Origin of the sequence: Nonomuraea sp. NPDC059023, assembly GCF_042740095.1 — a bacterium.
In the GTDB taxonomy this organism is placed as follows: Bacteria; Actinomycetota; Actinomycetes; order Streptosporangiales; family Streptosporangiaceae; genus Nonomuraea.
In genome coordinates, this window is record NZ_JBHYIO010000001.1 from 461840 (window position 1) to 473752 (window position 11913).

Consider the following 11913-nt stretch of genomic DNA (forward strand, 5'->3'; position numbering starts at 1 on the left):
CGATCGGGCGTCGTGTTCCGCGACCGAAAGTCCGGCAACCGGTGGAGCCTTCCCGGCGGGCACTACAACCCGCTGGTCGCCGACGGCGTGCGCTGGCGCGACTACGAGCTGGCCGCCGACGCGGCGCTGCCCGGCAGCGTTGACGACTTCACCGGGGAGGACTGGTTCGACCTGCCCGACCGGCCGCCCAAGCTGGCCGAGTGCCGGCCGTACGGGGTGCCGGGCGGGCTGGCGCACCCCGACCCGCAGGTCGAGCAGGACCTGATGCGGGCGCTCCCGTCCGGCAGCCGGTTCCCCGATCCGCGCGGCACCTGGATCAGGCTGATCAACGGCGAGGGCCCGGCCGACGACCCGTTCCGCGCAGGCAACGCCGTGGACTGCGCGCTGGCCGTGCTGTCCACCTGGCACGGCGAGCCCGCGGCGGCCGCGCCCCGGCTGCCCGAGTACGACAAGGTCGGCCGTCCGCTGCTCACCGGCGAGGACGGCGGCATCGCCAGGATGGAGCGCTGGGTCGGCCAGCGATTCGAGTGCGCGGGACAGGGACGGCACGCCTACCCGCTGATCGCGCGGCGGCTGGTGGAAGCCGGGCACGGGGCGGCGGCGGTGCTGGTGGTGCGCTGGCCGGGCGGCGGCGCCCACGCCTGGAACGCCGTCAACATGTCGGGAGAGGTGATCTGGGTGGACGCGCAGCGCGGGCACATGGCGGTCGAGCCGCCGTACACGACGGTGACGGGCGTGTTCTGCGTGGTCGTCGACCGGCAGGGGCTGCCGCGGTGAACCTCGACCAGGCCCGCGCGGTCGCGGAGGAGTACTTCAACGGCGTCCGCCCGGCCGACGAGGCGGTCTCGGTCGGGCTCCACGCCTTCCGCGAGGGGTATGTGGCCTGGGTCAGGGAGCTCGAACCCGCCGACCCCGTCCAGCTGCCCGAGAGCGTCGGCGGCGGCTGCATCGTCATCGACGGGGCCACCGGAGAGGTGGCGATCCGGCCACTGCTCGACCCGGAAACGGTCGCCGAGCAGTGGCCGGGCCGTACCCCCCGATGAGCTAGCCGGCGGCCAGCGAGCCGACGATCGAGGCGCGGGCGGCGCGGCGCGCGGGCAGGACCGCGGCGAGCACGCCCGCCACCCCCGACAGCGCCACGAACAGCAGCACCTGCCCGATCGGCAGCTGGTAGACCGCCCCGTCGATCATGGCCTTGACCGCGGCCCAGCCGAAGACGGCGCCGAGCACCACCCCGACCAGCGCCCCGATGAGCCCGAGCACCAGCGCCTCGACCGAGAGCATCCGGCGCAGCTGCGGCCGGGTCAGGCCGAGCGCCCGCAGCAGGGCCGACTCGCGGGTACGCTCGTGCACCGACAGCGAGAGCGTGTTGGCGATGCCGAGCAGCGAGATGAGGATGGCCAGCCCCAGCAGCGCCGTGATGATCATCAACACCATGTCGAGCGCGTCGTCGAACTGCCCGCGCACGTCGGTGGAGCTCTGCACCTGGACCGTCGGGTAGGCGGCGGTGGCCGCCTCGACGAGCTTGCGGGCCTGCTCGGGCGCGACGCCGTCCTTGATGTTGACCATCACACGGGAGTCGAGCGCGCCGGTGAACTGCTTGTCGAAGGACGCCTCCGGCAGCGTGACGCTCGGCAGCGGCGTCTCCTCGCCGTCGAGGAGGGCCACCACCTTGAGCCGCTCGCCCTTCACCGTGATCGTGCCGCCGGTCTTCACCCCGAGGTCCGTGGCCAGATAGTCGGTCAGGGCCACCTGGCCCGGCCCGAAGCCGTCCATGGTGCCGCTCTTGACGACCGGCTTGAGCGGGCCCGACCAGGTTCCGACGTCGAACTTCTTGCCGCCGACCTTGGTCGTGTCCTCGCGGATCGAGACCACCGCGCTCAGCTCGGGCAGGGCACGCAGCTTCTCGGCGACCTCCCGGGGGACGGTGGGTTCGCGCGACTGCGTCATGATCATGTAGTCGACGGGGAACTGGTTGTCGAGCTTGGCGTCCATCGTCACCCGCGTGGACGCGGTGATCACCGAGATGAGCGTCATCAGCGTCACCCCGATCGTCAGCGCGACCGTCGTGGTGGCGGCGCGTTTGGGGTTGCGGCCCGAGTTGTCCACGGCGAGCCTGCCCGGCACCCCGAACAGCTTGCCCGGCACCCAGCCGACCAGCGCGCTGAGCGGCTTGACCAGCACCGGTCCCAGGATCAGCACCGCCAGGAACGTCAGCGCGCCGCCGCCCATGACGACGAACAGCGAGACCATCTCACCGGGCTTCATCATCACTCCGGCCGCGGTCGTACCCGCCCCCGCCAGCAGGAACAGCCCGGCGAAGACCATGCGCAGCGCCCCGGCGCGGAACGTCTGCTCCTCCACCTGCGAGCCCAGCGCGGCGATCGGGGCCACCTTGGTCGCCCCTCGGGCCGGCAGCAGCGCCGCGCCCACGGTGACCACGATGCCGACCGCCAGGCCGATCGCGATCGTCTTCGGCGCCAGCGACACGCCCGCGCCGGTCGGCAGCGGCGCGTCGAAGGCGGCCAGCAGCGTCATCGCCAGCGCGCCGAGCCCGTAGCCGGCCAGCAGGCCGAGCGCCGAGGAGACCACGCCGACGATCGCCGACTCGAACAGCACCGAGCCGAACACCTGCTGCCGGGTGGCGCCGATGCAGCGCAGCAGCGCCATCTCGCGGGTGCGCTGGGCGATGAGGATGTTGAAGGTGTTGTAGATGACCAGCGCCGCCACCAGCATGGCGATCAGACCGAACAGCAGCAGGCCCGCGGTGATCATGTCGGTCGACACGCCCGCGGCCTTCGCCATCTGGTCGGCCAGCTCCTGCCCGGTCATGACCACGGCGCCGTCGGCCACCGCGGCGACCGCCTTCTTCAGCGCCGCGGGGTCTTCCCCGGCCACGTCGATCTCCGTGAAGCCCTTGGCGCCGGTCATCCGCTCCGCCGTCGCCGTGGTGAAACCGACCGCGCCGGTGAAGCCCAGCTCCTGGTCGAGGCCGGGGTCCAGGATGCCGATGACCTTGAAGTCGTGCCTGGCCTGGCGGTGGTCGAGCACGGTGACGGTGTCGCCGGGCTTGATGCCCTGCGCCTTGGCGGTGTTCTTGTCCACGACGGCCGCGTGGTCGTCGTTGCCGGGGCCGGTGCCGCTGACGATCGTGGCGCGGGCCAGCTCGCCGGTCGGGATCGAGATGGCGGTGGTCGGCAGGTCGCCGACGGCCTTGCCGTCCTTGCCGAGCAGGGGAGCGGAGCCGCGGATGAGACCCTGCGCGTCGCGGACGCCGGGGACGTCCTTGATCTTGCCGAGCAGCGCGGCGGGCAGCGGCTTCTCGGAGTCCTTGGACTGTACGGCGACCGCGACCTTGTCGGCCTCCGCGGTGACCTTCTGCGAGAAGCCCGCGTCGACGGTGTCGGTGAGGACGAACGTGCCCGCGATGAACCCCACGCCGAGGGTGATCGCCAGCGAGGTCAGGAGCAGTCTCAGCTTGTGCGCGCGCAGGCCGGCCAGAGCCGTTTTGAGCACCCCGCTCACCCTTCCAGCTTCATCAGGGTGTCGAGCACCGTCTGCGGGGACGGCTGCGCCAGCTCCGAGATCAGGGCGCCGTCGCGCAGGAACACCACGCGGTCGGCGTAGGAGGCGGCCACCGGATCGTGGGTGACCATGACGATCGTCTGGCCCAGCTCGCGCACGCTCGTCCGCAGGAACGACAGCACCTCGGCGCCGCTGCGCGAGTCGAGGTTGCCGGTCGGCTCGTCCGCGAAGATCACCTGAGGCTTGCTGATGAGGGCGCGGGCCACCGCCACACGCTGCTGCTGGCCGCCGGACAGCTCGCTCGGCTTGTGCGACAGCCGGTCCTTCAGCCCGACGGTCGCGATCACGCGGTCGAACAACTGCTGGTCGGCCAGGCGGCCGGCGATCTCCAGCGGCAGCCGGATGTTCTGCTCCGCGGTCAGCGTCGGGAGCAGGTTGAACGCCTGGAAGATGAAGCCGATGCGCTCGCGGCGCAGCAACGTCAGCTGCTTGTCGCTGAGGCCGGTCAGCTCCACGTCACCGATGTGCACGGTGCCGCTGGTCGCGCTGTCCAGACCGGCCAGGCAGTGCATCAGCGTGGACTTGCCCGAGCCGGACGGGCCCATGATCGCGGTGAACGCGCCGGTCGCGAACGACACGTCGACGCCGCTCAGGGCGTGCACCTGGGCGTCGCCCTGGCCGTACACCTTGGTCAGGGCTCTGGCCACCACCGCCGGCGGGGCCTGGCGCCGTGTCTCCGTGAGGGTCACGTTCACTCCTGGGTCGTGGTTCTTCGAACTCGACCCACGCTATGGGCGGAAATTTCGAGATCCATGACCCCTGAGGAGGGACTTCATGTGCCCCCTCAGATGACCGCGGTCAGCCTTTTGGCCGATTCGAGGGCACGATCAGGCCGGCCTCGTAGGCGTACACCACCACCTGCGCGCGATCCCGCAGCCCCAGTTTCGCCAGGATGCGGCCGAGATGCGTCTTCACCGTGGCCTCGGCCACGTCCAGGCGGGCGGCGATCTCCAGGTTCGACAGGCCGCGCCCCACCATCAGCAGCACCTCGTGCTCACGCGGCGTCAGCTCCTTCACCGCCGCCACCTCGCCCGACGGCAGATGCGCGGCGAACCTGTCCAGCACGCGCCGCAACGTGCTCGGCGCCATCGCCGCGTCGCCCGCGTGCACCTGCCGGATCGCCGTCACCAGGTCCGCCGGAGGCACGTCCTTCAGCAGGAACCCCGCCGCGCCCGCCTTCAGCGCCGCGAACGCGTACTCGTCCAGGTCGAACGTGGTCAGCATCAGCACCTTCGGGCCGTTGATCCTGGCCGTCGCCTCGACGCCGTCCATGGTCGGCATGCGTACGTCCATGAGCACCACGTCCACCTCGGTGTGCTCCAGGACCTCCAGCGCCTGCGCGCCGTTCGCCGCCTCGGCCACGACCTCGATGTCGGGCTGGGCCGACAGCACCATCTTGAAGCCCGTGCGCAGCAACTGCTGGTCGTCCACCAGCATCACCCGGATCATGCTTCAGGCCGCCCTCTGGGTCTGGATCGGGAGCCGGGCGAGCACCTCGAAGCCGCCGCCCGGCCTGGGTGCGGCCGTGACGGCGCCGCCGTACATGGTGACGCGTTCGCGCATGCCGACCAGGCCGTGGCCGCCCGCGCGCGCCGGTGCCGCCGCGCCCCTGCCGTCGTCGGTGACCTTGACCACGAGTTCGGCTCTGCCGTACCTCAGCTCGACCAGCGCCTTGGCGGCCGGGCCGCCGTGCTTGAGCGCGTTCGTGAGCGCCTCCTGGATGATCCGGTAGACCGCGAGTTGCTGCCCCTCGGGCAGCTCGCCGGGCGCGCCGGAAACCTGCAGCTCAGCCGGTACGCCCGCGCCCCTGACCAGCTCCTCGAGCTGGTTGAGACCCGGCTGGGGCAGGTAGTCGGTGCCAGGCGCGTCGTCCTGCCGCAACACCCCCACCAGCCTGCGCATCTCCGCGAGCGCCTCACGCCCGGTCCTGGAGATGTTCTGTACGGCCAGCCGCGCCTGCTCAGGATCGGCGTCGATCGCGAACCCGGCGCCGTCCGCCTGAACCACCATGACGCTCACGTTGTGCGCCACGACGTCGTGCAGTTCCCGCGCGATCCGCGTGCGCTCGGCCGCCGCCGCGATCCTGGCCTGCTGGTCACGCTCCCGCTCGGCCCGCTCGGCCCGTTCCTCCAGGCTGACGAGGTAGCGCCGCCGGGTGTTGGCGTAGATGCCGGTGAGCCAGATCGTCGCCACGAAGATCGTCCCGGTGGTGAACATCCCCAGCGACGGACTGTCCCAGTGCACCAGCGCCAGAAAGATCCCCAGCTCGGCCACCAGCCCGGCCAGGGCCGCCCACAGGAAACGCGCCCGGTAGGCGACCGAGAACAACGCCACCAGCACCGCGAGGTTGGCCGGGATCGGATCGAGCTTCAGCAGCCACTGCGCGAAACTGATCGACGCGATCACCGCGAACGCCGGAACCGGCCGCGAGCTGCGCCAGAGCAGCGGCAGCAGCAGGATCGCCGACAGCCCCACATAGCCGCCCATCGAGATGTAGGCGCCAGGGTCCTCAGGTCTGAGATTGCTGTACGGCACCGCCGTCAACAGACACAGGCCAATAAGAGGCGACACCCACAGGGCATCGACCAGCTTGTCGTGGCGCTGCGACCACGCGCGAAACCTGCCGAACACATCCTCACGATACGTACCACCCGCAGGCGCTCTGTCCGCCTGGAGGTGGAACACGCCGTACGACCCAGGTCTGACATGAACGGCTCTTAACACCCGCCTTACCGGCCTTCCGGCAGGATTCTTCCTGGGAGCGCCTTTCAGAGGCGGGTAAAGGGAGATCGTGATGGTCGATCATGATCACGACGTCGGGCCGGGTGGCGAAGAGGAAGCGCCACCCGGCCCGATCTTTGTCCGTGGTGGGGTGTGCGGGCGGGGGGACTCGAACCCCCACAGTGTCTCCACCAACAGGACCTAAACCTGCCGCGTATGCCGATTTCGCCACGCCCGCGTCCCTGCTGCAGTAGCGGAACTCCCGTATTCTAGCTGCCCCAAGGCGACCGGAAGCACGGGTTTTCCGCGCCCCTCAGTCCAGGCCCAGCTTCTTCTTCAGGCTCGCCACGTGGCCGGTGGCCTTCACGTTGTAGAGGGCCTGTTCGATCTTGCCGTCGGCGTCGATCACGAAGGTCGAGCGGATCACGCCCACGACCTCCTTGCCGTACAGCTTCTTCGTGCCGTACGCGCCGTAAGCCTTGTGCACCGCGAGCTCAGGGTCCGACAACAGCGGGAACGTCAACGCGTCCCGCTCCGTGAACTTGACCAGCTTGTCGGTCTTGTCCTTGGACACGCCGAGGACCACGAAGCCCTCCGCGGTCAGCTGCCCCAGATTGTCGCGGAAATCGCAGGCCTGCTTCGTGCAGCCCGGAGTCATCGCGGCAGGGTAGAAATAGAGGATCACCCGCTTGCCGCGCAGCGAGTCGAGCGAGACGGTGCTGCCGTCGGCGGCGGGAAGGTCGAACTCCGGCGCGGCGTCACCAGCTGCCAGCTTGGTTTCGGTCATGACCCAGAACCTACCGGCCTGCCCGGCGTGCCGTACGGTGACCTGACCTGACAGACTGATCGCCTGCGAGAGGAGAGCCATGGCTGACACCGACCCGGACGAGATGGAGCGGCGGATCGCGCAAACGCGCACGGAGCTCGCGCGTACGGTCGACGCCATCGCCGACCGGGTAAGCCCCAAGCGCGTCGCCGAACGCACGGTGGCCGACGTTCGGAGCAGAGCCGGGCACATCGCCACGTCCGTCGGCGACGCCCTCGGCTTCACAGCCCGGCCGGTCCGCATCGAGGACGACCCGGACCACCTGTGGGACGACGAGCCGCCTAGCTTGGCGCCGGTGTTGATCGGGGTGGGGGCGGTACTGGTGGTGGGGGCGGCCATCATGCTGTGGCGCCGGCGGCGTCGCTGAAAGGCTCGGGCCTTCGGGCCCGGCTGAGGGCGCGGTCCTCCCCTTTGGAGCGCTTCGCGCTTTGGAGGTCGGGCTGTGACAGTGGGGCTCTGCCCCACACCCCGGGCGAGGGAGAACCCTCGCGCTCCCCACGTGGCCGGCGTCCTGCTGTTGCGCGGGGCGGGCGATCCCTGAGGAAGTGGCCTCGGCACCCGGGGTGTCCGGAGTCTCGGCCAGGAAGAACCGCTACCGACAGCAGCAGGGTCGCGGCCAGGGCGTATAGGTGCCTAGGCAGCATCGCTCCTTCAGCACCGTAGGCCCTGGCGCGTGTGACACCTCCCGGTGGGGATGTTCTCGCAATGCGAGAGCCCCATCGGTGTCTCGGGGCTCCAATCGCGGACGCAAGTATCTCTTGAGGAAGGTGGCGACTGAGCTGGGAGATCAGCTCAGGTCGTCGAATTCGCCCTCGCCAGGCCGGAAGGCGTCCCACCCGGCGGGGGTGAAGAACAGCACCTTGTCGGGGCCGAGGTTCTAACGGTGTGGCCTTCCTTGGCCCCGCTCATCACGGCAACCTCGTCGCGGTTGCCGCCGTTGTCGGCGCTGCGACGGGCCTTGCGCCATTGAGCGTTGGTCAGGCCCATTGCTCGGTCATCACTTTCTCTATGAGGTCGTCTTGGGCTGGATCCCCAGGCGCTGGGCGTCGGGTTCAGTGTGCACCCGCGGGAACATGCGGCGTACCCTCACAGCTCCCGGTGTGAGCAGCAACCGGCGCGTCAAGGTCGCTCTATCCAGTGAAGAAACGGTGATTCACCTGGAGTCCTAGCGCGGACTTGGGAGTGTGGGCCTTCGACGTCAACGCGATGATGGTCGTCTTGAGCGGGTGGCGTGATAGTGCCGTCCAGTTCGGTAGTGCTGCGCGCGGCTGATGTAGCTGACCCTGCCGGGTCTGCCTTGGGCGGGTGTCGGTGGTTGTGGTGGTGCTGGATCAGGGGTCGTCATCGGGACCGCTGTCACGTTCGGCAGAGGCGGGGGTGCACAGGCCGGGGATTGCCCTGGCGGCCTGCCCGGCGAAGTCGTGGGGTGGCATTGAGCCCAGGAAGGGAGCGAACTGTGCCCGTTGCAAGGTTCAAGCTCTTGGTGCTGGCGGTTGCCGCTGTTGGCGTGGCCCCGGAAAGCTGCGCTGGTAGCACGACTGATCCGCCTCCGCCGCGTCCGGCTACGGCGGTCGGCTGCTTTCAGGAGGTGGCCATAGAGGCGGTCCGCTTCGGCAGTGCGGCTCCCCGGATACGGGTGCAGGTTCATCAGAAGTGCTCGAAGCCGGACGTCATCGCCACTCAACTCACCGACATCCAGGTGTGGTACCGGGAAGGTCGGTTCGGCGGGGAGTGGTTCAAGGCCGGTTACGAGCAGTTCCACGAGCTGCCAGGACGTGAGCACGTCTATTCGTATGCGCTGTCGCCGTGCAAATCAGGGCGGTACAAGGCGGAGGTGTCGCAGGCGGGCACGTTCGACACGGGCAAGGAGTTCCGGGCCACCGACGAACAGACCAAGTCGGTGGATTGCGAGAACGCCCGGGACATCACGTAGGCGGTCTAGAAGAGCCAGAGTCGGCGGCGGCGTCGGCGGCGGATCGCGCGTTGGTCCTCGATCCAGGTTTGCCATCTGGCTGCGCCGTCGGGGTCTCCGCCGAATTGGCAACGAACCGATCCTGAACCGTGGGGGATCACGCCGAGTGCCCAGTGTCCGGCTGCCTCTGATGCGCTGTGCGGAAGGTTGAGGGTGGTGTATGCGGGCTCGGTGGTGATGTCGGGTTCTTCGCCTGGCCAGACGCCCCAACCGGAGCGCCACCACGCCACAGTCCACACCTGCTCAGTCACACCATCGATGATACGACCGGGGTCTGTCTCGTGTTCGGTGAGCGAGGTGGTGCGGCGGAGCGTGAGGGGTCTACCACTCCTGTCGTAGGCGCCCCACTACGGCTGCGGGATCCCGCCACCCGGCAGCGTCGAGCGCATGCGTTCGATCGTCCGCAAGATCTCGGCACGGTTCTTGGCGGTCTTGAGCCACGTGGGCAGGCGCTCGACCAGACTTGCCGGAGCCCGAGCCACACGATCTCCACGCTCGCGCAGCTTCGCAGCCACATAGGCCTCCAACAGGTCGAGATGACGGATGTTGTAGGCCCACAGCACCTGTCCGCAGCAACTCGCCTGTAGCCACACCGGCCGCTGGAAGAAGGGATCGACGGGGCCGCCGATGACAGCGGAGGCAAACGCCTCGTCCTTGACGTAGCCACACTCTCTACAGCGCAAGCGTCGGCCGTATGCAGCCGTCTCGCTGTCCTTAGTGATCCCCGGATGTGCCAAGACGACAGCACACCCGTCGCACCGAGGACAGCGCACCAGCACCTCGTCGATGAAGTCGTACCCGTACTTCCGTTCGCGCCGGTCTCGGAACCGGTCACCTGGATCCGATGCACTCGCTGTCACCCGATCAGCCTGCCAGAGGCCCATCGCGATGCGGAGCCGAGCGCCAACGTGCCGGTTCAGATGGAACGGCTGCGGGCTATCCTCGCCCCTGTGATGAGTGAGGGGGACTGTGGCCGTTCGTGGTCTGGAGGTGTGCTGAGGCGATGGTGGATGGGCTGACGATCGGTCAGGCGGCGGCGTTCGTCGGGGTCACGATCAAGACCGTGCGGCACTATCACCGGCTTGGCCTGGTCACCGAGCCGGAGCGTGACAGCTCTGGGTATCGGCGGTATCGGTCGGCGGATTTGCTGCGGCTGGTTCAGGTTCGGACGCTGGCTGAGGCCGGAGTGCCGCTGGCTGAGATCGGTGACCTGCTCGACGCTGACTCCGAACGGTTCGCCACCGCCTTGGATGACGTGCATCGCCGGCTCACCGAGCGTATCGAGGACCTGATCGCGCGGCGTGACACGCTGCACCGTCTCGCTCATGGAGACCGGGTTCTGCTGCCGGATCGGGCCTGTGCGGTCTTGGACAGGCTTGTCGAGCTTGGGTTCGGTGCCGAATATGTGGCTGCGCAACGGGAGGCCCTGGTGCTGGCCCGCGCGCTGGTGCCGGGGGTCTTCACCAGCTTTCTTCAGCAGCTCGAACAACGGCTCGACGATCCCGAGTTCGTCGAACTGACCAAGCGTGGCCTGGACGCCAGGTCTTGGGAGCCTGATGACCCGCGGATCGAGGAACTGGCGTCCGCGCTGGCCGACAAGCTGCTGGCCGACCGCGCGCTGCTGACGATGCCGGACGGATTTCAGAACCAGCCTGACGCCGCCTCCCGGTACGGCCTGGTCAACCATCACCGCGAAGACCAGGAACCGGCTCTCGCGCGGCTCAACGCGCTGGTCGAAGCCAACCTACGCGCGGCCGGCATCCAGCTCCCGCGCCAGTAGAGGCGCCGGTCTGCTCGACGACCCGTCGGTTTGGGCTGCGTTCGGCAATCCCCAGGCCGGCGCCATGGGCGACGACCGTGTTCTCGTGGGCTGAGGCCGCGAGCACGACGACCGCGATGACCAGGCCCAGCACGTCTGCGGCCAGGCCGGTCGTGGTGGCGGGTGCTCAGTCACCGCGCCATCCCAGCACGACCACAAAAATTCACGTAGGCACTCTCAGGGGTTCGAGGGCGGCCAGGACGAGGTCGAGGCCGAAGGTGAACTCCTCCGCCGGGTCGTAGCCGGCAGCGGCGAGCACCGCGGCGGACTCGTTGAGGTAGGGGAACTCGTCAGGAGGAATCTGGGGCAGGAAGACGTCCTCGGTCACGTCCGCGAACTCATCGGCGGTGTCGAACGGGAGGCTGGCTTCCTGCAGGGCGAAACCGTATACATAGCTGTCGAGCAGCCAGTTGGCGTGCGTCGCCATCAAGACCGGGAAGCCGGCACGCCGCAGGCAGGCGGTGACCGCTTCGCGGTGGCGGAGGCTCGCGGGCCCCGGCGATGTCCGCGACTCCATCAGGCCGATCGCCCATGGGTGGCGGGCGAGAACCTGGCGGGCGGATACCGCCCGACGTCGCATCGCCGACTGCCAGTCGGTCTCTTCGGGTGGGAGCTCGATCTCCTCGAACACGACGTCGATCATGGCGTCCAGCAAGTCCTCCTTGCTCGCCACGTAGTAGTAGAGCGACATCGCGCCCGCGCCGAGCGCGCGAGCCAGCTGGCGCATGCTCAGCTCGCCGACCCCCTCGCGGTCGGCGAACCGGATCGCCTCGACCACCACCCGCTCCTTGCTCAGCCCCGCATCTGACGCGGTCTGGCGTCGTTCCCTTGCGGACAACGGGTCTCCTCGCTCCCTCGAACCGCTTGACAATCGTTCAGCGTACAGCCATCGTACACCGTACTAAGTACGATGTACGAACCAGCGAGTAGCAGTTCGGACGCGAGGAGGTTTCTGTGGGAATCGAGCAGCGATCGCATGCCGGAGCATGC

The 11913-nt window shown here is 68.9% G+C and carries 12 protein-coding genes and 1 tRNA gene; 5 read left to right on the top strand and 8 right to left on the bottom strand.

The window, feature by feature from the left end:
• Positions 1-12 precede the first annotated feature (12 nt).
• Both ACFWYW_RS02135 and ACFWYW_RS02140 read left to right on the top strand, forming a co-directional pair.
• Complete coding sequence (locus ACFWYW_RS02135) at positions 13-777, top strand: toxin glutamine deamidase domain-containing protein (protein WP_379609179.1); 765 nt, start codon at positions 13-15, stop codon at positions 775-777.
• On the top strand, positions 774-1043 hold the full coding sequence (locus ACFWYW_RS02140; protein ID WP_379609180.1) for a hypothetical protein: 270 nt from the start codon (positions 774-776) through the stop codon (positions 1041-1043). The genes ACFWYW_RS02135 and ACFWYW_RS02140 overlap by 4 nt, the downstream gene beginning before the upstream one ends.
• 1 nt (position 1044) lies before the next feature.
• On the opposite strand, the gene ACFWYW_RS02145 is transcribed toward ACFWYW_RS02140, so the two are convergent.
• The 6 genes from ACFWYW_RS02145 to bcp all read right to left on the bottom strand — a co-directional run bounded on the left by ACFWYW_RS02145 (position 1045) and on the right by bcp (position 7093).
• Positions 1045-3516, bottom strand: a complete 2472-nt coding sequence (locus tag ACFWYW_RS02145) for an ABC transporter permease (protein WP_379609181.1) — start codon at positions 3514-3516, stop codon at positions 1045-1047.
• 5 nt (positions 3517-3521) lie between these two features.
• Positions 3522-4274: an ABC transporter ATP-binding protein gene (locus tag ACFWYW_RS02150; protein ID WP_379609182.1), complete on the bottom strand. Its 753-nt coding sequence runs from the start codon at positions 4272-4274 to the stop codon at positions 3522-3524.
• A gap of 109 nt (positions 4275-4383) precedes the next feature.
• Entirely contained in the window at positions 4384-5034 is a 651-nt protein-coding gene (locus ACFWYW_RS02155) for a response regulator (protein WP_379609183.1), read from the bottom strand.
• A gap of 3 nt (positions 5035-5037) precedes the next feature.
• Positions 5038-6216 carry a sensor histidine kinase gene (locus tag ACFWYW_RS02160; RefSeq protein ID WP_379609184.1) on the bottom strand — a complete coding sequence of 393 codons (1179 nt, stop codon included), beginning with the start codon at positions 6214-6216 and terminating at the stop codon, positions 5038-5040.
• A gap of 244 nt (positions 6217-6460) precedes the next feature.
• Positions 6461-6544: transfer RNA gene (locus ACFWYW_RS02165), tRNA-Leu, on the bottom strand.
• Positions 6545-6619: 75 nt separating this feature from the next.
• Entirely contained in the window at positions 6620-7093 is a 474-nt protein-coding gene (gene bcp / locus ACFWYW_RS02170) for a thioredoxin-dependent thiol peroxidase (protein WP_379609185.1), read from the bottom strand.
• 79 nt (positions 7094-7172) lie between these two features.
• On the opposite strand from bcp, the gene ACFWYW_RS02175 reads away from it, so the two are divergent.
• Positions 7173-7499: a DUF3618 domain-containing protein gene (locus ACFWYW_RS02175; RefSeq protein WP_184965813.1), complete on the top strand. Its 327-nt coding sequence runs from the start codon at positions 7173-7175 to the stop codon at positions 7497-7499.
• Between the two features lie 1113 nt (positions 7500-8612).
• Entirely contained in the window at positions 8613-9065 is a 453-nt protein-coding gene (locus tag ACFWYW_RS02180) for a hypothetical protein (protein WP_379609186.1), read from the top strand.
• Positions 9066-9451: 386 nt separating this feature from the next.
• On the opposite strand, the gene ACFWYW_RS02185 is transcribed toward ACFWYW_RS02180, so the two are convergent.
• Positions 9452-9787: a hypothetical protein gene (locus ACFWYW_RS02185; RefSeq protein ID WP_379609187.1), complete on the bottom strand. Its 336-nt coding sequence runs from the start codon at positions 9785-9787 to the stop codon at positions 9452-9454.
• A 320-nt stretch (positions 9788-10107) separates the two neighbouring features.
• On the opposite strand from ACFWYW_RS02185, the gene ACFWYW_RS02190 reads away from it, so the two are divergent.
• Positions 10108-10884, top strand: a complete 777-nt coding sequence (locus ACFWYW_RS02190) for a MerR family transcriptional regulator (RefSeq protein WP_379609188.1) — start codon at positions 10108-10110, stop codon at positions 10882-10884.
• A gap of 202 nt (positions 10885-11086) precedes the next feature.
• Here the strand turns inward: ACFWYW_RS02190 and ACFWYW_RS02195 are convergent, their stop codons facing one another.
• Positions 11087-11761 (bottom strand): TetR/AcrR family transcriptional regulator, encoded by a 675-nt coding sequence (locus ACFWYW_RS02195; protein WP_379609189.1) that lies wholly within the window; start codon positions 11759-11761, stop codon positions 11087-11089.
• Between the last annotated feature and the right edge of the window lie 152 nt (positions 11762-11913).